The organism is Subtercola frigoramans (assembly GCF_016907385.1).
GTDB classification, from domain to species: domain Bacteria; phylum Actinomycetota; class Actinomycetes; order Actinomycetales; family Microbacteriaceae; genus Subtercola; species Subtercola frigoramans.
The window spans coordinates 359401-379555 of record NZ_JAFBBU010000001.1 but is presented as its reverse complement, the minus strand read 5'-3'; the positions used below and the strand labels follow the sequence as shown (position 1 = coordinate 379555).

Below are 20155 nucleotides of genomic sequence, written 5' to 3'. Positions count from 1 at the left end.
GCCGCGGCCTCCCGTCACACGGTCGGCAGCACCACGGTACGTCGCCGCGAGATCGCCACGAGCGTCAGCGCGATGCCGATGGCCCCGATCAGCGCGAGCACGACGAGCGCCGAGAGAGCCCCGCCGACGTCTCCGCCAGTGACGAGCGCCTGCAGCCCGGTGACGGCGACCGACAGCGGCAGGATGCCCGACAGAGTATCGAACCACGACGGGCTGAAGGCGGCAGGAACCAGCACGCCGGCGGCAACGACCTGCAGCGCGAGGAACGAGAGCGAGAGCATCCGGCCCAGCCTGCCGAACATCGCGACGAGGCCCTGGTGCAGGGCGACGAAGGCCAGCGACGCTCCGATCACGAACACGGCCGTGCCGATGCGATGGCCCGGCGTCACCCCGAGCAGGGCGAGACCGACGAGCACAATGGCGGCCTGGATGATCGCCAGCAGCAGCGCGGGCACCAACGAGCGGCGTGCGATGCGCCAGATCGATGCCACCGAGCCCAGCGCGAGCGCGGTGAACGGTGCCAGCACGAGGTACAGGGCAAGAGCCCCGGCCCACAACGCGATGGGCACCATGACGCCGGCCACAGCATCCATCGCTGAGGAGGTGCGCGTGGCGTTGCTCACCGTGGTGGTGATCGGCGCCGCGACGACGGTGGAGATCGTGGTCTGCTGCGCTTCTGTGTACGAGGGGATGTTGGCGGCGATCTGGTTGACACCGTCGACGAGCTGGGTGGTACCCGTCGAGACGCCGGCTGCACCCGTGGCGACTTCGGCGCTTGCCGAACTGAGTTTGGCGGTCCCGCTGGCGAGAGCGCCTGCCCCCGAGGACGCCGCCGACAGACTCGAGGCGAGCTCCGGCATCGAGCCTGCAAGCGCCGCAGTGCCCTTGGCGACCAGGTCGGTGTCGACGTGCAGTGCGGCGGTGCCGAGCACAGCTACGTCGAGGTCGCCGCCGATGGCGGTACTCGACCTGGTAATCGACGCCGACTGCGAGTGCAGCTCGGCAACACGGCTCGCCACCTCGGCGGGAGTGAGTGTCGGCAGGTCGCGCGTGAGAGCGGCGAAACCGTCATCGAGAACGCGTTGCCGCAGCTCGATGTCGGCCTGCTTCAGCACCATTTCGGCGAGGCCGTCGGTGAGGAGCTTCGTGCCGCCCTGCGCGATCTGCGCGCCGACATTCAGGTCTGCGGTGGCCTTCGGAAGCTCGTCGACGGCAGAGGAGATGGCCGTGAGACCCGAGTTCAGCGCCTGCATTCCGCTGTCGGCACTGGCCATTCCGGTGGCCATGCTCGCGGTACCGCTCGAAAGCTGGGCAGCACCGGAGACGAGCGGCGCAGCCTGCGTACCGACCGACGCGACGGTGGTGTTCAGCTGGGTGAACCCGCCCAGCAGACCTTTGATGTAGGCCTCGGTCAGGCTCGTCGAGAGCGCAGACTGCACGTTCGAGGCCAGTGCTGTGGCGAGAAGGCCCGACACGTAGCTCTGCGAACCGTTCGTCTCCACGGCAAGGGTCGCAGCCATCGGGGTGGCACCCTGGCTCGAGATGTACTGGGCAGAGAAGTCGCTCGGAATCGTGACGACCGCCGAGTAGGTGCCGCCTGCGAGGCCCGCCGAGGCTGCAGCCGAGTCGGTGATTGTCCAGGAGAACCCACTGGTGTCCGACGAGAGCAGTTGCTGAGTCAGCAGCTTGCCCGCCGCCACGGTGGTCTGTTTTCCGCCGAGAGTGGTGGTGACCGCAGTGTCGAGGTTGACGACGGCTGCCGGCACGTTGGGGCGACCGGATGCCCCGGCCGACGCCCCCGAGACCGAGCCGATGGCGATGCCGGCCACGAGCAGGGGGGTCAGAACGGCGAGCACCAGGGCGATCATCCGTACCGGCCTCGAACGTGAGGCCGCATCGGGAGATTTCAGCAGCGATGCGAGGCGTTTCATGCCAGTACCTTTCGAGCGCTGGGGTGGAGCTCCAGCCGCATGATCGTGCGAGAGGCGAGCTCGAGGCCGAAGACCGAGGGCGCAAAGACCTCGGGGGCTCTCTCGCGAGCTATCAGGGCGTTGCCGTAGCCGACGTCGTCGAGCGAGAGAGCATCACCGTCGACGAACGGCGACACCGCGAAGACGAGCGTCGTGCCGGCCGGTGCGAGCGTGCTGACCGACTCGATGAGATCGAGGGCGAGTGGATGCCCGAGCGTGCTCAGATCGATCGCAAGCAGTGGCCGCTCCGCTGCGAGGCCGACTGCAACGTCGATGCACGTTCGCGCATAGGTACTGAGCTCGCCGACGGGCGTGTGCGCCGAAACCTCGGCGAACTGCTCCGGATGCACGGCCTCGAGTTGCCCGAGAATACCGACCGCTTTCGCCCGGCGGTGCGCCCGGTGCAGGCGTCGGGCGACAAGGCCGACCTGGGTGGAGAGGTACTCCGCGAGGGTGAGGGTCGAATCGTCGAGTTCGGTGGCGAGCACGAGCACAGCTTCGCGGCGGAGGGCACTCGCCTCGAAGGGCTGGGCGTGGCCCAGAACCGTCAGGAACCCGGAGGCAGCGTGGCGGCCGGTGACTGCGGCGAGCAGTGCCACAGAGTCGTGGCGGGTACCGCCGACGATGAGGATGTCGCCGGCGCCGATGCGCAGATCGAACGGTTCGACGCCGTCGAGCAGCAGGCCCCCTGCTGCGATGGAGAGGGTGAGGCCCGGTTCGGGGGCGCTGGCGTCGAGGGGCAGGGCTGCAGCGGGACGGGCATCCACTTCGCTGCTGGCCGCGGCAGGCACGTCAGCGACTGCGGCTTCTTCGTGGGTGGGCGCGCCAGCAGCAGCGATTGCTTCCGCAGGGGTCGTCGGGAGGCCGGGGGCTGCGACAGCGGGAGCGACAAGCTCGGGTTCGGGCCGCCAGCTTCGCGCAGCAAGAAGTGCGTGCACCTTCTCGCCTTCGAGGTCGACGTCGGGCACGATGCGCTGCAACCATTTCGGCAGGTACCAGGCCTTGTCGCCGAGCAGCGCCATCACTGCCGGGATCAGGGTCATGCGCACGAGGAAGGCGTCGATCAGCACACCGATCGCGAGTGCGCCGGCCAGCGGTTGCAGCACCGCTCCCCCACCAGGCACGAACGAGGCGAACACACTGAACATGATGAGCGCCGCGGCCGTGACGACGCGGGCCGAAGCGCTGAACCCGTCGATCACCGAAATGAACGCGCGCCCGGTCTTCGTGAACTCCTCGCGCATGCGCGACACCAAGAAGACCTGGTAGTCCATGGCCAACCCGAAGAGCACGGCCATGACCAGAATGGGCATGAAGCTGATGACGGGCCCGACCTTCTGCACGCCGATCGGCCCGGCGAGCCAACCCCAGTTGAAGATCGCGGTGATGATTCCGAGCGACGCGCTCACCGAGAGCAGAAACCCGAGAGTTGCCGTGATGGGCACGGCGATCGACCGGAAGACCATCGTGAGCAGCACCAGGCAGAGCCCGACCACCACGAGGGCGAACGGGCCGAGAGCGTCACCGAGTCGGTTCGAGATGTCGATCGACACGGCGGTCTGGCCCGTGACCATGTACGTGAAGCCGTTCGCCTTCTCGAAGGCCGGAGCGCCGGCTCGAAGCGTGTTGACGAGGTTCTTCGTGGCGTCGGAATCGGGCGAACTCGAGGGGGTGATCGAGATGACGGCCATGTCGAACGCGGCGTTCGGCCCGGCCTGGCTTACGGCGGCGACGTCGGCCAGCCCCGTGAATTCGCTTTCGAGCGCCTTCAGTGCGCCCAGGACATCCGTCGTCTTACTGATGTCGGCCGTGACCAGCAGCGGCCCGTTGAAGCCGGGCCCGTAGCCTTCGGTCAGCAGGTCGTAGGCCACCCGCGCCTCTGACCCTTCCGGGTCGTACCCGGCGTCGGGAATGGTGAGCTTCATGCCGAGAGCCGGCACGGCGACGACAAGCAGCAACAGGGCCGTCGAAATGAGCGTGATGAGAGGCTTCTTCGTGACCAGCGTCACCCAGCGCCGGCCAAGCGTCGGCGTGGCACCGGCCGTGTCGTGTGTCGCCGCCTCACGTTTGAACGCGCGCGAGCCCGGTTTCGGTATGAGCCTCCGGCCGAACAGGCTCAGGATGGCCGGCAGCAGTGTCACCGAGACAACCAGTGCGAGCAGCACGCCGACCGCCGCCCCGATACCCATGACAGAAAGGAACGGAATCTGCACGACAGACAGCCCGATGAGGGCGATGATCACCGTCAGGGCAGCGAAGACCACGGCACTCCCGGCCGTCGAGATGGCCAGCGCGATCGACTCCCGCGGCTTCACGCCTGCGGCAAGCTGCGAGCGATGCCTCGAGACGATGAAGAGGGCGTAGTCGATGCCGACCGCAAGCCCCAGCATCGACGCCAGCACGGGTGCAGTCGAGGAGATCGTGACGAACTTCGCGAAGATCGTGATCGCACTGGTGGAGATGACCACACCGATCCCGGCAGTGACCAACGGCATGCCGGCCGCCAGTAGAGACCCGATCGTGATGGCGAGAATGATGAACGCCACGAGCAGGCCGACGGCCTCCTGCGAGTTGTCGGCAGCAGCGGGAACCGGAACCAGCCCCGAGAAGGCCACGGTCACGCCGTCAGTCGCTTGCGCCTGGCCGATGGCCCTGACTGCATTCTCCTGCTCCTGGGTCAGCTCTGACTGGGGCACGGAGTACTGCACCGCGACGTACGCCATCGAGTTGTTCGCCGCGATCTGCGCAGAGTTCGCGGCAACGAACGGATCGCTCACGGCCGCGACATCGTCGAGTGCTGTCAGCGCGGTCACTGCAGCCTCGATCTGCGCCTGGTCGGCATGGATGTCGCCGCCCTCCGGGGCGAGGAAGATCACCTTTGCGCTTGCTCCACTTGCCGCCGGGAACCGGCTCTGCAGCATGTCGATCGCGGTCTGCGACTGGGTGCCGGGGATCTCGACCGACTGCGCCATCTGCCCGTCGAAGACCTTCGAACCGAGCAGTGCGGCGGTTACCAGCAGCACCCAGATGCCGATGACCACGAAGTGCCGCCTGGCTGCGAAGCCACCGATTTTGTACAGCAGTGTCGCCATGCGTCGTGCTCCCCTGGTGCGAGCGCCCGGCGGGATGATCGGGCGCACGTACGGCTCAAGCTAGCCCAGAACCAGTCCACCGCGCAAAGCCCCGCGGTCGCCTTGCCGAGACAGTCGGTCCTCGGGCCATGCCGCTGCCGATCATCCGGAGCGCATGCCCGAATTGTGCCCTGCTGTCAAGTCCCTCCCGCACGGCCCGATCAAGCAGTGTTGGGTGGCTAAAATAAGCAATGAAAGTGGGTATCTGTGGCCTCTCTGCCAGCACCAGACTCGACTGACAGAGTTCTCGGTGGCCGGTACAGGCTCGAGCACCCTCTCGGGCACGGGGGAATGGCGACCGTGTTCCGGGCGCGTGACGAAGCGCTCGGGCGTGACGTCGCCATCAAGCTGTTCCACAGCTCCTCGACCGACTCCGAACGCCAGGAGGGCGAGCTCGCGGTTCTCGCGAGCCTCGACCACCACGCGCTGGTACAGATGCACGACGCCGGCATCGAGGTCGACGGGTTCGGCCGATCCAACCGGTACATCGTGATGACGCTCGTACAGGGCACCGACCTGCACCGTCGCCTCGCACCGGCGGCCCCGTCTTTGTCTCCGCGACACATCGGCGAGATCGGCTACGACATGGCCGAGGCGCTCGACTACATTCACGCGCACAACGTGATCCATCGCGACATCAAACCCTCGAACATCCTGCTCGTCGACTACGGCGACGGGGCGCCGAGGGCACGGGCGAAGCTCACCGACTTCGGCATCGCCCTCTCGGACGACATGGAACGCATGACCGCCGAGGGCGCGACCACCGGCACAGCCGCGTACCTGAGCCCCGAGCAGGCCTCCGGCAAGCCCGTCGGCCCCGAGAGCGATGTGTACGCGCTCGGACTCGTGCTGCTGGAATGCTTCACCCGAAAGCTCGAATACCCGGGCAGCATCGTCGAGTCGGCCATCGCCCGGCTCACTCGCGACCCGGTCATCCCCGACACCCTCTCTGAGCTCTGGCAACAGCTGCTGGCAGCAATGACGGCACGGGAGGCTGCTGACCGCCCGTCTCGCCATGAACTCGTTGCCGCTCTCAAGCTGATCGTGATCGCCGAGAGCGGTCGACACAAAGAAGAGTCGACAGAACCGCTCTTCCCGAACGGTGAGGAATTCGGCCCGGCGTCGCCACGCAGTGGAATTCTCGACACGCTGCCCGACGAAGCACTCGACCGAGTCACCGCGATGGCTGCCCGACTCTTCTCTGCACCCATCTCGCTGGTGAGTGTGGTCGACCACGACCGGGTGTGGTTCAAGTCGCACTTCGGTGCCGACGTCGAAGCGATCGCCAAGGAGGTCGACTTCACGGGCAACCACGTGCCAAGCGACGGCCCGGTGATCATCGAAGACTGCAGTCTCGATGAGCGTACGAAGCACCACCCGCTCGTCACGGGCTCGTTCGGCCTGCGCTTCTACATCGGCGTGCCGTTGAAGAGACACACCGGCAAGACGATCGGCACGCTCGTGGTACTCGACCTGGTCACTCGCGCGGTCTCGCCGGCAGAGGTCGAGAACCTCGAAGACCTGGCGGCACTCGTGGTCACGCAACTCGAGTTGCGCCAGGAGGGCATGCGCACCACAGGCGAGATCCGCACCTCCCGCGCGTAGACCCCATCGACTTGCCCGACATCGTCGGTCTGTCGGCGAGTCACCGACACTTTCGGGAAGCTCGATGGGTCACAGGCCTCGGGCGAGACGCGGCAGGTCCACCTCGCGGAGAGCCCGCATGCGCTCCTCACGCATGCTCTCGTACTCGGCAGACTCACTCGGGTCGATGACTTCGTCGAGCCGCACCTCGATGGCTCGGCTGAGCTCTGACCAGGCCCACTTCTGTGAGGAGTCGACTGCCTCGGCGATGTAGTCCTCGTCATCGTGGAGGCGCGCGAGTTCACTCGCGAGAGCCGAATAGGTCACCCGGCGCTGGGTGAGCAGCTGGAAGTCGGCGACCGTGCTCGACTTGCGAAGCATCGGCGGAAACTCCCACATCAGCCGCTTGATGTGCTCGGCCATCTCGGCCTGCTCCAGCGAGAGCAGGCGCAGCTCGTGCTTCACGAACCTCGCGACCTCGTCGGCGTCGTAGTCGACACCGTTGCGCAGAGCGCCCACGATGATGTGGTTCATGGTCGCCATCGTGGCGGCAGTTCGCGACATCAGCGCGCCTTCGTCGACGGCCCGGCCGATCGCCTCGGGGTCCACGGGAAAGTACAGGGTGCGCCGGCGCCTGCCGGGCTTGGTGCCGCGCAGCTTCTTTGCCGCCACTCCTGATCACCGCCCCCCGCATGTTCATCGCAGACGTGTTGCTGCGCCGCGGAATTGGGCGAGCATCCACACACTACTACGGCGAATTGTGCACCGAAGGGAGAGGATGGAGACATGGATCAGTGGTTCCAGAACGCCGTCGTCTACCAGGTCTACCCCCGCAGCTTCGCCGATTCGAACGGCGACGGGGTAGGTGACCTGCGCGGTGTGATCGGCAAACTCGACTACCTGCACACCCTCGGCGTCGATGTGCTGTGGCTCGCGCCCATCTACACCTCGCCCCAGGACGACAACGGTTACGACATCAGCGACTACCGCGACACCGACCCGCTGTTCGGCACCCTCGAAGACCTCGCCGAGCTGACCGAGGGCCTGCATGCGCGGGGCATGAAGTTCGTGATGGACCTGGTCGTGAACCACACCAGCGACGAGCATCCGTGGTTCGTGCAGTCGCGCTCGTCCCGCGACGATCCGAAGCGGGACTGGTACTGGTGGCACGATGCCCGGCAGGGCTTCGAGCCGAGCACCCCCGGTGCCGAGCCGAACAACTGGGGCTCGGCCTTCTCGGGGTCGGCGCGGGCCTACGACGAGCCCACCGGCCAGTACTACCTGCATCTGTTCTCGAAGAAGCAGCCCGACCTCAACTGGGAGAACCCCGAGGTGCCTGTGGCCGTCTACGAGATGATGAACTGGTGGCTCGACCGCGGGGTCGACGGGTTTCGCATGGACGTCATCAACTTCATCTCGAAAGACACCGTGCTGCCCGACGGAATGGTGTACGAGGGCCGGCTGTACGGCGACGGCTCCCCGTTCGTCATCTCGGGGCCGCGCATCCACGAGTTCGTGCACGAGATGCACACCGAGGTCTTCGCCTCGCGCGGCGACCGCGAGAACATCTACGCCTTCACAAGCTCGAGTAGACGAATTTCGTCAAGTGGGGGCTTCTGTGATTGCGCACCAGAAGCACAGGACAGTGGGCATTCTCAACGCACTCCAGTGCGACCGAACCGAGCGCGTTCCCCACCACTGGTGTGCCCTTGTTTCGTCCGATAATCAGCATCTTCGCAAATCTGCTCTGCTGAGCCAACACACCCGCCACAGGGCCATGTGCTGAATATGCGTGAAACCACGGTGGCAGAACTGCGCCGAAAACTGCGGTCGCAGCGAGTTCGACCGTTGACTTCGCCTTTGCTTCTCGCGCACCATAAAGCTGGGGTGGGGTAGTCAGGTAAGGCCCACTCACCGATGACCAGGCGGTGATCGCCTCGAGCGGCACACCCAGGCACTGAGCCATTTCGGCTCCTTGGGCGAGCGCTTCAACAGACAGCGGCGATCCATCGACACCGACGATCACCATGCCGTGAGCTCGAGTCTTCGGCGCACCGGCTATCCCTGTCAACCCATCTACAGACCAGTTCTCCATAGCTGACCCGAATCACATCCGACGACTCCTGCGGGCCATTGCGAACCGCGCCGCCTGCAATTCGGTTCCCCCCTCCACCAACCTCATTCTGCCCCACAAGCGGGTCACAAACATACCGTGGAAAACAAGAACCGGGTGCCAGAAGAGAGACGCCGGCCTCAAGCCGGTCTGGCCTCAGGCGAGGAGATACTGCAGCAGGGCGGCGACCACCTGGGCCGAACGGTCGGCCGCGTCGTCGACGTGGGTCAGGAAGTCAGCGTTCGCTACCGGGCCGCAGAGGTCGGAGATGCCACGCACCGAAAGAAAGGGTCGGTCGTGCACGAAGCTGGTCTGGGCAATGGCGACCGATTCCATGTCGGTTGCCAGGGCACCAGCGAACTGCTCCCGGATGATCAGCGCACGCGGCTCGCTCACAAACGAGTAGCTCGACACGATGAGGCCCACGTGAATCGTCGACGGCGCTGTTTCAGGTGACACCGTGCTGGAGTCTGCGGCGCCGGGTGCATTCGAATCGGCCGGAAAGTTCGCGATGGTGAGGGCGGGCATCCATGAGCCGTCGGCGAGGGCATCGAGATGCTCCGGGCTGGCGCTGTAGGAGGGCGGCATTCCGGGAACCTGGCCGAGTTCGTAGCCGAACGCACGGGCATCGGCATCGATGTTGATGTACGTGCCACCGATGACGACGTCGCCGACGGCCACGGATTCGCCCACACCACCGGCAGTTCCGGCGCTGATGACCACCGGAACCGGGGAGCCGGGGCCCTGCGTGGTGGCCAGGATGGCAGCCGTGGCTGCGCCCGCTGCATTGACCAAGCCGATGCCGCTGCGCACAAGAAGCACGGGCACGCCCGCGAACGTTATCTCGCGGATGATCGCATTGCCGACGGAGCGCGGTTCGCCGACCGCGGTCGCGCGCTCGATGAAGGGCGCCGCTTCGTCGTCCATCGCCACGATCACGACGGCGCGCGGGCTGGCGGCGCGCGGGATGGCGTCGGTCATGCTGAGACGGTGCTCCACGAACCGCGCCCGCCGAGGAACGCCGCGGCTGCGGCCTGCGCAGCCTCGAGGGAGTGGTTCGAGCCCCAGCCGCACTGCACCTCGTTGGCGGCAGGAACAGTGGTCGCGGCCAGAATGTCGTTCATCGTCGTCGCGACGAGCGCCTCGACCTCGCCGTAGGCCGGGTCACCCTGCAGAATCAGGTAGAAACCCGTCTGGCAGCCCATCGGCGAGAAGTCGATCACGGCATCGGAATGATTGCGCGACTTCTCGGCGAAGAGGTGCTCGATCGAGTGCACAGCGGGCATGTCGAGGTGCGCCTTGTTCGGTTGAGTGAAGCGAATGTCGTACTTCGTGATCACGTCGCCGGCCGGCAGGGTCTTGCGATCGGCGACCCGGATGTACGGGGCAGACACCGTGCGGTGGTCGAGGTTGAACGACTCTACGTTCATGCGGGGCTCATCCATAGTGCTGCCAATTCTATGTTCACCGAGGGTGGCGAAGGCCGGGCATCCATTGCCGTTGTCTTTAGATTGTGCACAACTAGATTGCCCACAGTGTGATATCGTAACCGACATGACCGTGCACGGCGCAAACGACCCTCTTCTGCTCGATGAGCAGATCTGTTTCGCGCTGTACAACGCCTCCCGGGCTCTCACCGCCCGGTATCGCGAGCTGCTCGAGCCCCTTGGCGTGACGTACCCCCAGTACCTGGTGTTGCTCGTACTCTGGCAGACCGACCGCGTCAGCGTCGGCCAGCTGGGCGAGCGCCTGCACCTTGACTCCGGCACGCTCTCGCCGTTGGTTCGCCGGCTCGAGGCGGCCGGCCTGCTCACCCGTACGCGCATGCCCGAAGACGAACGCACCGTGCGGGTCTCCCTCACGGCTGCGGGCCTGGCTCTCCGCGCGAAGGCGGCGCACATTCCCGAACAGATCTGCGCCGCCACGGGCCTCGATCTGGCCGATCTGAAGGCCCTGCAGGTGCAGGTCGTGTCGGTCGCGGAACATGTGCGAAGCGCAGTCCACGACTGACAGACCCTGCAGTCAATACCGACCGATCGGCCCAGACTGGCACCTGAAGCTTCATCCGTCCACTGAAAACCGAACGAGAAAAGAGAGAATGATGCCCACACGTACCGCTCGCACCGCCTGGAACGGCAGCCTCGAAACAGGCGAAGGCCAGGTCGAGCTCAGCAGTTCGAAACTCGGCACCTACGACGTTTCGTTCCCGAAACGCGCCGCCGACGACGCCAATGGATTCACCAGTCCGGAGGAGCTGCTCGCTGCAGCCCACTCCGCGTGCTACGCCATGCAGTTCTCTGCCGTGCTGGGAGCGGCAGGCGGAACGATCGAAGCTCTCGACGTGAAGGCCGACGTCTCGCTCGGCCCCGACCCGGCCGGTGGATTCCGCCTGACCGGCATTCACCTCACCGTTCGTGGCGAGGTCTCCGGTATCGACAGCGCGACCTTCCTGGCCGCAGCGAATGACGCAAAGTCGGGCTGCCCTGTCAGCAAGGCCCTGACCGGCGTGGAGATCACGCTCGACGCCGCGCTCGAAGAGTAGAGCCACCGTCGCTGGTTGAGTGGCGGCAGATCGTGCCGCGTATCGAAACCCTGAACGCGTGGGGGTTTCGATACGCGCTGGGCGCTACTCAACCAGCGGTACCCCACCGACGACGCACGGCTTCGTCGGTGCTGGCGTCGCGGTGAGCATCCACCGGATGCTCACCCACCGCTCCAGCGCGCTACTCAACCAGCCTTGCCGACCCGGCTGGAACACCGGGAGCGGGCAGACCGACCGGTTCGAAGGGCTCGAGCGCAGCATCCACTTGCCCGGAGGCGGTCTTCTCCAGACGCACGAACACGATTCCGGCAACGATGAGCGCGCCCCCGATGAGCTGGGCGATCGAGAGCGTCTCGCCGAGCAGCAGCCATGCGAATACGGTGGCCGCGACGACTTCGAGCTGGCCCGCAAATGACGCGATGCGCGAGCCGAGGATCTCGCTGGCCGTGATGCTCGTGGCGTAGGCGATGGCCGTGCTGACGACCCCGACGAAGGCCAGCGGTACCCACCAGGGCGCGACACCACCGAAGAACCCCACCTCGCCGAACGTTGCCGTGAACGGCACCAGGCCAGTCGCACCGATGATGCCGAGGAGCACACCGCCGAGCAGAAGGCCGAACCCCGCCAGGGCGACGGGGGGAAGCCCATCGCTGGGCTGGGCGGCGACGACGTAGTAGATCGCGCACCCGACCATGGCGGCGAGCGCGAGAACCAGACCGATCGGGTCGAGAGCCGCGGCTCCCCCCGGCGAGACGACAAGCACGATGCCGACGAGAGCGAGCACTGAGCCCACCAGCACGACTGCCTTCGGCAGGGCTCGCGACCGCACGCACACGAAGACGACGAGCAGCAGCGGCGACAGGTACTCGATGAGCACCGCGGTGCCCACAGGAATACGCTGGATCGCCGCGAAGTAGGCCAACTGTGTACCCGCGACCCCGATGAGGGCCATCAGCGTGATGCGCCACCGGGCCCGCCAGAGCGCAGCCCATGAGCCACGCAGCGAGGCGATGGCGAAGGGTGCGAGAACGATTCCGCCGACAAGAGCCCGAACGGTGACCGCCGCCGCCGGACTCCAGCCCGCCTCGAGCACTGGCTTGATGAACACGCCGGAGGTGCCGAAAGTGAGCGCGGCGACGACAGCGATCGCAAGGCCGACGGTCATCGATGGGCGTTTCATGGGTCTCCTGGGCCGGGTGCTGGACAACCCGTCAGGATTGACGTTAGTCTGGCCGCGAGTAAGGAGTCAATTTGCATTTTGCCCCTGACACGGAAGACACCCTGGAGTTCACCGTCGCCCTCGCCAACACGGTTGCCGGGGCGACACGAAGCGGCAGCGACGAGCTCAGCAGGCCCGCTCAATTGACGGCGCTGCTGACCGCCCACCGCTACTCCGGTCGCTTCGACCGCGACGAGAACGAGCTCGTCGCCGTGCGTCACGCCAGAGCCAGGCTCAGGGGCATCTGGATGCTCGACCGAGACACTGCGGTGAACGAAGTCAATGCGATGCTCGCCGAATCCCGCGCGATGCCGTTCCTCGTGCGGCACGACGACTTCGACTGGCACCTGCACGCAACCAGCCCCGAGGCGCCACTCGAGGAACGCATCATGGCCGAGGTCGCCCTCGCCCTGGTCGATGTCATCCGCACAGACGAATACGAACGACTCCGCGCGTGCGCAGCCGACGACTGCGAGGGCCTGTTGGCAGACCTGTCGCGTAACGGCTCGAAGCGGTTCTGCAGTGTGCGGTGCGGCAACCGTATGAACATGATCGCCTTCCGCGAGCGCCGCGGCTGAGCATCAGGGTCACTGGGCAGCAGGGTCACTGGGCAGCAGGACTACTGCATGCCCCCGTAGGCCGGCGGCGCGAAGATCGCCCACAGCAGGGCGACATACGTCAGCACGAAGATCGTCGGCGTCACGAACTTGACGACGTTCGTGTACCCCGCCGATGCCACGATGCGCCGACTCACCGCACTCGAGCCACGCAGCGCGATCAGGTCATTGGCTATCGCCTGCGCTTCAGAGGCGGCAGAGAACTGGGCGAGAGCGCCGAGAATCCCCGTCGAGAGCAGAATGAGTGCCGCCGCAAGCCTGATCGGCGTCGGCTGGTGACCGAGCCCGGCCATCACGAGCCCCACGCTTGCCGTCAGCAGAACGATCGGCCCGAGCTGCGACAGGATGATGTGGAGCCTCGTCGTCGCCCACATCTGGTGAAGTTCGTGTTCGGTCATGCGCCAACCTCTTTCGTCAGTACCTGATGCGACCCTATTCCACCGGGGAGGCTGAGGCACCGCGTAGTCTGGGGCTTGACGGTCGCGAAACGAAGGGATGCCCGTGAAGAACGAACTCCAGCGCCATTTCGTCGCCGCGGCCGAACAACTGCACTTCGCCCACGCCGCGCGCTCAGAGGGCGTCTCGCGCGCGACCCTCGTCGCCTCGATCAAGGAGCTCGAGGCCGAACTCGGCTACCCGCTCTTCGACTACACCGCACCGACCACCACGCTCACGGCAGCGGGCAAGGCCCTCCTCGAGAAGGCTCAGGTCGAGCGGGCCAAGTCGGCAGCCAACGCCGCCGCGACCGTCGCGCCGCCCGGCGGCAAGGCGAAGGCGTCGAAGGGCAAAGGCCGAACGCCCGCCGTCAAGGGCGCGCCCCGGGTGGGCAAACGCCGCCAGTCGCGCTGACGGTGCGACGGGTCAGACGGCCGAAGCCATGAAGGGCTCGTGTCGGTACCCCGCATCATCGAGCACGACCACCGTCGACTCCGGCACCTCCAGGAACACGCCCGGCAGGTCGACCAGGGGTTCAGAGACGACCACCTGCGCGCTGACGCCGAAGTTCCGCAGATTCTCGGCGTCAGGGTACATCTCGCGGATGCTCGGAACGTCAGCAGAATGGAAGAGGGAGCGCGAGCGGCCCTCCGACGAGTAGCGGAACGCCCAGAGTGTCGACCCGTCAGAGACGGCGATCGTGCCCTGCATGGCGAACCTCACCCCGTGGTCGTGACCGACTGATTCGACCAGTTGCACCGCCTTCGTCATCGCACCGACAGGGTCGTCGTGCAGACCGAACGTCAGCGCGAGATGGAAGAGCACTTCGGAGTCGGTGGTGCCGTGCACGTGCGGGTACAGCGAGGGGTCGATTGCGAACGTGAGATCGCGTTTCGTCTCAGAGAACCCGGCGAGCGCACCGTTGTGCATGAACAGCCAGTTCTCGTAGCGGAACGGATGGCAGTTGGTCTGCTGGATGGGCGGCCCTGCCGCCGCGCGAACGTGGCTGAAGAAGAGGGGGCTCTCGACGGCACGGGTCAGCTCGCGCAGGTTCTCGTCGTGCCAGGCCGGCTCGATGCTGTGGAACACGGCCGGAATACTGCCAGCGACGGCACCTGTGGGGTACCAGCCGAACCCGAATCCGTCTCCGTTCACGGTCTCGGCGCCGAGCGGTGAATTCAGCGACTGGGCGACAAGGGAGTGCTGGGCATCCAGAATCAAGCGTGAAGGGTGAAGGGGTTCTCCCCGGTAGGCAAGCCAGCGGCACATCTCTGCAACTCCCTTCATCCGGACGACAGCACTGTCGGCCTCTCGCGGGCAGCAGCCCTCGATGGCTGCACACGTTACTCCGACAGGGTGGGAAGCGAAATGACTTGGCACTCTCACTAAGGGAGTGCTAAAATCTTTGCCACGTTGAGTCACAGGGACTCATGTTTACGAAAGGGGAATCCTCATCATGGCAATGTCTTTTGATCCTTTCAGCGAGCTCGACCGGCTGACCGGCAACCTGCTGCAGTTCCGCCCCGGCCCCCGGTTCATGCCTGTGGATCTCTATCGCGACGGCGACCAGTACCTGCTCAATGCCGACCTCCCCGGCGTCGACCCCGGATCGGTCGATGTCGACGTCGACGGGCAGCTCCTGACGATTCGCGCCCAGCGGACCGCCGCCGCCCACGAGGGGGTGAAGTGGCTGGCCCAGGAGAGGCCGAACGGAACCTATCTCCGGCAGTTCAGCCTCGGTGAAGGAATCGACTCGTCGCAGATCTCAGCCAGCTACGACAACGGCGTACTCTCGGTGACCATTCCGGTCAGCGAGAAGGCCAAGCCGCGAAAGATCGAAGTGAACACTGCGTCGAAAGCCGACAGCCAGAAGACGATCACCGTCTGATCGCCGCCCCGAGGCACGGCGGGGAAGGGGGCGGGGAACTTACGGCACCACACTCGTGGCGCACGACCCCGCCCCTCCCCTGCCGCAGGCGGAGGGTGCCACTGTTCCTTCAGCAGACACGGTGCTAATGAGGAGGTGACTACCGTTGACGGTTCGTACCACAATGATGGATGAACCACTGGGAGAGCGGTTCATCCAGCTGATCCTGAGCGAGAACGACCTCGTCAAGCTCGAGTTCGACTCGATCGTTCACGCGGCCTGATTCATCCGCCCGACTCATCCGCCTGACGCACGAGTCACGCCACTCTGATGAGCTTCTTGTTCACGAATTCCTCGAGCGCAAAACGACCCATCTCGCGGCCCGTGCCCGAGCGCTTCACGCCACCGAAAGGCAGTTCTGCGGCGTCGCCCAGCACCAGGTTGACCCACACCATGCCAGCGTCGATGGCATCGGCCACCCGCAGGGCCTGCACGTGGTCGGTGGTGTAGACGTAGGAGCCCAGGCCGAAGGTCGTGTCGTTCGCGAGCGCTACGGCCTCGTCTTCATTCGACACCCGGTAGAGCGCCGAAACCGGCCCGAAGAACTCTTCGCGGTAGGCCGCCATCTGCGGGGTGACATCAGCGAGCACCGCCGGTGGGAAGAAGTTGCCCGTCGCGGTGCCGCTGGCCAGAACCGTGGCACCCTCGGCGACGGCCCGGTCGAGCTGGGCCTGAAGGCGCTCGGTGGCCGCAGCAGATGAGAGCGGGCCGAGCAGCGTGCCCTCGACGAACGGGTCAGCGGGCTGGGCTGCAGTGAATGCCGCCGTGAACTTCGAAGCGAACTCCTCGTAGAGATCGTCGATGACGATGAACCGCTTGGCCGCGTTGCACGACTGCCCGTTGTTGTCGAGCCTGGCGTTCACCGCATCGGTGACCGCCGCATCCAGATCGTCGGTCGACAGCAGGATGAACGGGTCTGATCCGCCCAGCTCGAGCACGACCTTCTTGAGGTGTTTGCCCGCGAGCTCGGCAACGGCCGAGCCGGCACGCTCCGAGCCGGTGACCGAGACGCCGTGAACGCGGGGGTCGGCGATCACCACGGCAGACTGCTCATTGGTTGCGAAGATGTTGACGTAGACACCGGCGGGGGCGCCGACGCTGGCGGCGGCCTCGGCGAAGATGTTCGCGATCGCCTCGGCCGATTCGGGGCACTGCGGCGCGTGCTTCAGCAGGATCGTGTTGCCCACGATCACGTTCGGGCCCGCGAACCTCGCAACCTGGTAGTACGGGAAGTTCCACGGCATGATGCCCAGCAGCACACCCAGGCCAGAGCGGCGGATGATCGCCGAACCGGTGCCGTCGGCGAGCGCGATCGGCTCATCGGCGAGGTACTCTGCCCCGTTGTCGACGTAGTACTGGTAGATCGCTGCGGCGAAGTCGACTTCGCCCAGCGCCTGGTCGAGCGGCTTGCCCATCTCACGGACGGCACTGGCAGCGAGTTCTTCGCGCCGTTCGAGGTGCAGATCGGCCACCTTCTGAATGAGCGCGATGCGGGTGCCGAGGGGAACCTTTCGCGACCACGACTGGTACGCAGCGTCGGCTTCGCCGATCGCCTCGACCAGCGCCTCGTCGGTGATGGTGGGGTACTCGCGCAGGGTCTCCCCTGTCGAAGGATCTACAACGGCATAGTGGCTCATGAGTCAACGATCTTTCTTCGAAGCGGTCGAAATGGCTGCGTCGCCCATCGTATTGGCCGCAGGGCACCGCTGCCCAGAGCCACAGCCCACCGTTGTGAAACTTCACACTGAGCCGATCGGGAAGCACCGGCTGGCTACTGGCTCTTCGGCTCATACCCGCCGGTGACCGCGGGCGCGTCAGGTCTCGTCGCCGAGACTGCCGTGTAAGTTGCAGCTATGAAGCCCGAACGACAGCGACTGCTGGATCTGGTCATCGATCTCATCCTGCGGGTCGGTGTTCTCGACCTCAGCATGAGTGCGATCTCGCGCGAGATCGGCTCAAACAACCGCATGCTGCTCTACTACTTCGGCTCCCGCGAGAAGCTGCTCGACGAGGCCTGCGTGCGGGCATTCGTGCGCTTCCCGCGCCTCGAGACGATGTTCGCCCGCCTGCGTGGCGAGGGCGACCTGAACGAACGGCTCTATGCCGCCTGGGACGACCTTGCCGCGCCAGAGAACAGACCGTATCTCGTGCTGTTCTTCCAGCGCTTCGGTGCAGCAATGGGCGACCCCGAACGGTGGCGCAATGACCTGCACCCCTCCACGCATCGCTGGGCCGAAGACTTGGCCGAGATCTTCGTCGCAGAGGGGGCGGATGATCGTTCCGCCGCACTCTGGGGCACCCACTTGCTGGCAGTCTGGCGCGGAATGCAGTTCGCCCTGCTCGCCGATGCCGAACCCGCCAGCCTGCGCGAGTCCTATCGCGTCGGCGTGGATGCGCTGACCGAGGCCCTGCTTCAGCCCTGAACCGGTGCCGCCCTGCCAACGACCCGTCACACAAACGTGTCGCCTCTGAAATGCGCCGGAAATGCCAGCGGGACTAAAGTGAACTGAACTGTTCACTTTTATGCGCTGGGAAGAATCATGAAGAAGACACTCACGATCGGAATGTTCCACGTCACGAGGGCACGCCCGACTTGGAGGACCCCCGGCTTCGACGGCCCCGATTTCACCGATATCGAGTACTGGACCGACCTCGCCAAGGCCTGCGAGGCGAATGGTGCCGATTTTCTCTTCCTCGCCGACTCCTACGGCTATCCGACGGCCGACGACCAGGTGATCCCGAACGCGATCGAGCGTGACGTGAACTTCTCGACGATCGACCCCCAGATGCTCATCTCTGCGCTCGCCGCGGTGACCGAGCACATCGGCCTGGTCACGACCGTGTCGACGATGGTCGAGTCGCCTCCCGTTGTCACGCGGCAGTTCCGCACTCTCGACCACCTCTCGCGCGGGCGCGTCGGGTGGAACATCGTGACCGGCTCGGCCCAGGCCGCCTCGGCCCTGCTCTTCGGCGAGCCTCTCATGGCACACGCAGACCGCTACGCGAAGGCAGCCGACCACGTCGAGCTCTCGCTGAAGCTCTGGGAGGGTTCGTGGGAGCCGGATGCCTGGAAGCGCGACGCGGCCACCGGAGTCTGGGCCGACCCGACGAAGGTGCACGAGGTCGAGCACGACGGGCCGTACTTCCAGTCGACGGGCCTGCTCGTGACACCCCCCAGCCCGCAGGTGACGCCCACGCTGTTCCAGGCGGGTGCATCTGAGGCCGGCCGCGACCTGGCCGCCCGGTACGCCGAGGCCGTGTTCCTCGCTGCGGAGTCCAAGGCACTCGCCGACCAGATCTCCGACATCAGGCGCCGCGCCGTCGAATACGGCCGCGGGCCGGACGCCCTGCGGTGCCTCATCGCCGGTACCTTCCGGGTGGCCGACACGATGGAACAGGCCGTTGCCGAATACGAAGAGGCAATCGCTGCCGTCTCCCTCGAGGAGGCTGCCACGCTCTACTCGTACTTCACCGGAATCGACCTTCTCGCGCTCGACCCCGACAAGCCGATCCCCTCGGCCGCGGCATCAGGCGACAACGGTCGCACCAACGTCGAGAGGTTCCTCGGCCCGAGCGCCCCTACCGTTCGCGAGGTGCTCGAGGAGTTCCGTGCGAATGGCGTGATGGGCAAGCCGTTCCTCGGCTCGGCCGTCGAGGTGGCCGACCAGGCAGAGGCGATGATCGAGGAGACCGGTGCAGACGGGTTCCTCGTGCAACCCGACCCCGACGGCAGGAACGACCGTTTCTTCGCTGAGGTGATGCCGGAGCTCCGGCGTCGCGGGCTCATCAAGGAGTCGCTCGTCGGCACCACCCTCCGCGAGCACTTCTTCGGCGAGGGCCAGCGCACCCTTCCAGACAGCCACCCGGGAGCGCGTTTCCGCAGGTCCCGGGTGACGGTGTGATCCACGGAGCCGATTCGACGGGCCCTGTTGATCGGTGCTAGATGATTGCTGCGCGGATCTCAGCTGCGGCGGCTCCCACGTCGGGAGCGCCGTAGATGGCGCCGCCGGCCACTGCCACCAGGGCACCTGAGAGCTGAACCGAAGCGACGCTCGCGGCGTTTACGCCGCCGGCGACCGAGAATGGTACGCCAGCGGTTTCACCATCGCGGAGCAGCTTCGAGAAGGTGAAGCCCGGCTCGGCCTGCTCATCGAGACCGGCGTGCATCTCGACGAACTCGACGCCGAGAGCAACCACTTCCTTGGCCCGCTTGGGCTTGTCGGCGACACCGATGAGGTCGACAACGATTCCCTTTCCGTGCTTCTTCGCCGCTTTGACGGCGCCGATGATCGTGCTGTCTCCCGCCGAGCCGAGCACAGTGACGAGGTCAGCGCCGGCGGTGAAGGCGATGTCTGCTTCGAGTTCCCCTGCATCCATGGTCTTGAGGTCGGCGAAGACGATCTTGTCGGGGTGAGCCGCCTTGATCGCGGTGACGGCGGAGAGGCCGGCGCTCTTGATCAGCGGAGTGCCGAGTTCGAGGATGTCGACGTAGGGTGCGGCGGCCGCGGCGAGCTCGAGTGCGACCTCTGTGGTGAGGGTGTCCATGGCGAATTGCAGTTTCATTGTGTTCCTTCGTTGTGCGGGTGGTTTGTGGATGAAAAAGGTGGCTGAAGCGTG

At 65.8% G+C, this 20155-nt stretch carries 19 protein-coding genes and 1 pseudogene; 9 read left to right on the top strand and 11 right to left on the bottom strand.

Annotated elements, in window-relative coordinates; genetic code table 11:
• Window positions 1–14 precede the first annotated feature (14 nt).
• Both JOE66_RS01835 and JOE66_RS01830 read right to left on the bottom strand, forming a co-directional pair.
• A complete protein-coding gene (locus JOE66_RS01835; protein WP_205106447.1) occupies window positions 15–1931 on the bottom strand; it encodes a YhgE/Pip family protein in 1917 nt (638 codons plus the stop codon).
• Window positions 1928–5062: an MMPL family transporter gene (locus JOE66_RS01830; RefSeq protein WP_205106446.1), complete on the bottom strand. Its 3135-nt coding sequence runs from the start codon at window positions 5060–5062 to the stop codon at window positions 1928–1930. The genes JOE66_RS01835 and JOE66_RS01830 overlap by 4 nt, the downstream gene beginning before the upstream one ends.
• A gap of 246 nt (window positions 5063–5308) precedes the next feature.
• Between JOE66_RS01830 and JOE66_RS01825 the strand changes: the two genes are divergently transcribed.
• Window positions 5309–6706 carry a protein kinase domain-containing protein gene (locus JOE66_RS01825; RefSeq protein WP_307827004.1) on the top strand — a complete coding sequence of 466 codons (1398 nt, stop codon included), beginning with the start codon at window positions 5309–5311 and terminating at the stop codon, window positions 6704–6706.
• Window positions 6707–6775: 69 nt separating this feature from the next.
• On the opposite strand, the gene JOE66_RS01820 is transcribed toward JOE66_RS01825, so the two are convergent.
• Complete coding sequence (locus JOE66_RS01820) at window positions 6776–7357, bottom strand: hypothetical protein (RefSeq protein ID WP_205106445.1); 582 nt, start codon at window positions 7355–7357, stop codon at window positions 6776–6778.
• 114 nt (window positions 7358–7471) lie between these two features.
• Between JOE66_RS01820 and JOE66_RS01815 the strand changes: the two are divergent.
• A pseudogene (locus tag JOE66_RS01815) lies at window positions 7472–8242 on the top strand (alpha-amylase family glycosyl hydrolase); the annotation flags it as partial.
• A gap of 19 nt (window positions 8243–8261) precedes the next feature.
• Here JOE66_RS01815 and JOE66_RS17760 read toward each other — a convergent pair.
• From JOE66_RS17760 to JOE66_RS01805, 3 genes are all read right to left on the bottom strand, one after another.
• Window positions 8262–8651 carry a universal stress protein gene (locus JOE66_RS17760; protein ID WP_372435502.1) on the bottom strand — a complete coding sequence of 130 codons (390 nt, stop codon included), beginning with the start codon at window positions 8649–8651 and terminating at the stop codon, window positions 8262–8264.
• Window positions 8652–8954: 303 nt separating this feature from the next.
• On the bottom strand, window positions 8955–9779 hold the full coding sequence (locus JOE66_RS01810; protein WP_205106443.1) for a 5'-methylthioadenosine/S-adenosylhomocysteine nucleosidase: 825 nt from the start codon (window positions 9777–9779) through the stop codon (window positions 8955–8957).
• Window positions 9776–10243 (bottom strand): S-ribosylhomocysteine lyase, encoded by a 468-nt coding sequence (locus tag JOE66_RS01805; protein WP_239518188.1) that lies wholly within the window; start codon window positions 10241–10243, stop codon window positions 9776–9778. The genes JOE66_RS01810 and JOE66_RS01805 overlap by 4 nt, the downstream gene beginning before the upstream one ends.
• 109 nt (window positions 10244–10352) lie before the next feature.
• Between JOE66_RS01805 and JOE66_RS01800 the strand changes: the two genes are divergently transcribed.
• Complete coding sequence (locus tag JOE66_RS01800; RefSeq protein ID WP_205106442.1) at window positions 10353–10808, top strand: MarR family winged helix-turn-helix transcriptional regulator; 456 nt, start codon at window positions 10353–10355, stop codon at window positions 10806–10808.
• Window positions 10809–10899: 91 nt separating this feature from the next.
• The gene (locus tag JOE66_RS01795; RefSeq protein WP_205106441.1) at window positions 10900–11340 is read left to right on the top strand and encodes an OsmC family peroxiredoxin; all 441 of its coding nucleotides are present in this window, start codon (window positions 10900–10902) and stop codon (window positions 11338–11340) included.
• Window positions 11341–11521: 181 nt separating this feature from the next.
• Here JOE66_RS01795 and JOE66_RS01790 read toward each other — a convergent pair whose 3' ends face one another.
• Window positions 11522–12520: an EamA family transporter gene (locus tag JOE66_RS01790; protein WP_205106440.1), complete on the bottom strand. Its 999-nt coding sequence runs from the start codon at window positions 12518–12520 to the stop codon at window positions 11522–11524.
• A gap of 71 nt (window positions 12521–12591) precedes the next feature.
• Here JOE66_RS01790 and JOE66_RS01785 point away from each other — a divergent pair, with 71 nt between their 5' ends.
• The gene (locus JOE66_RS01785) at window positions 12592–13137 is read left to right on the top strand and encodes a CGNR zinc finger domain-containing protein (protein ID WP_205106439.1); all 546 of its coding nucleotides are present in this window, start codon (window positions 12592–12594) and stop codon (window positions 13135–13137) included.
• Window positions 13138–13178: 41 nt separating this feature from the next.
• Here JOE66_RS01785 and JOE66_RS01780 read toward each other — a convergent pair whose 3' ends face one another.
• Window positions 13179–13574 carry a hypothetical protein gene (locus JOE66_RS01780; protein ID WP_205106438.1) on the bottom strand — a complete coding sequence of 132 codons (396 nt, stop codon included), beginning with the start codon at window positions 13572–13574 and terminating at the stop codon, window positions 13179–13181.
• Window positions 13575–13677: 103 nt separating this feature from the next.
• Between JOE66_RS01780 and JOE66_RS01775 the strand changes: the two genes are divergently transcribed.
• Window positions 13678–14025, top strand: coding sequence for a helix-turn-helix domain-containing protein (locus JOE66_RS01775; protein ID WP_205106437.1), 348 nt, complete (start codon window positions 13678–13680; stop codon window positions 14023–14025).
• Window positions 14026–14037: 12 nt separating this feature from the next.
• Here JOE66_RS01775 and JOE66_RS01770 read toward each other — a convergent pair whose 3' ends face one another.
• The gene (locus tag JOE66_RS01770; RefSeq protein ID WP_239518187.1) at window positions 14038–14898 is read right to left on the bottom strand and encodes a class II glutamine amidotransferase; all 861 of its coding nucleotides are present in this window, start codon (window positions 14896–14898) and stop codon (window positions 14038–14040) included.
• A gap of 169 nt (window positions 14899–15067) precedes the next feature.
• Here JOE66_RS01770 and JOE66_RS01765 point away from each other — a divergent pair, with 169 nt between their 5' ends.
• On the top strand, window positions 15068–15499 hold the full coding sequence (locus JOE66_RS01765; RefSeq protein WP_205106436.1) for an Hsp20/alpha crystallin family protein: 432 nt from the start codon (window positions 15068–15070) through the stop codon (window positions 15497–15499).
• A gap of 296 nt (window positions 15500–15795) precedes the next feature.
• Here JOE66_RS01765 and JOE66_RS01760 read toward each other — a convergent pair whose 3' ends face one another.
• Entirely contained in the window at window positions 15796–17175 is a 1380-nt protein-coding gene (locus tag JOE66_RS01760; protein ID WP_205106435.1) for an NAD-dependent succinate-semialdehyde dehydrogenase, read from the bottom strand.
• Between the two features lie 216 nt (window positions 17176–17391).
• Here JOE66_RS01760 and JOE66_RS01755 point away from each other — a divergent pair, with 216 nt between their 5' ends.
• Both JOE66_RS01755 and JOE66_RS01750 read left to right on the top strand, forming a co-directional pair.
• Window positions 17392–17961 (top strand): TetR/AcrR family transcriptional regulator, encoded by a 570-nt coding sequence (locus JOE66_RS01755; RefSeq protein ID WP_205106434.1) that lies wholly within the window; start codon window positions 17392–17394, stop codon window positions 17959–17961.
• A 117-nt stretch (window positions 17962–18078) separates the two neighbouring features.
• Window positions 18079–19440 (top strand): NtaA/DmoA family FMN-dependent monooxygenase, encoded by a 1362-nt coding sequence (locus JOE66_RS01750; protein WP_205106433.1) that lies wholly within the window; start codon window positions 18079–18081, stop codon window positions 19438–19440.
• A gap of 37 nt (window positions 19441–19477) precedes the next feature.
• Here the strand turns inward: JOE66_RS01750 and hxlA are convergent, their stop codons facing one another.
• Window positions 19478–20101: a 3-hexulose-6-phosphate synthase gene (gene hxlA, locus JOE66_RS01745; protein ID WP_205106432.1), complete on the bottom strand. Its 624-nt coding sequence runs from the start codon at window positions 20099–20101 to the stop codon at window positions 19478–19480.
• Between the last annotated feature and the right edge of the window lie 54 nt (window positions 20102–20155).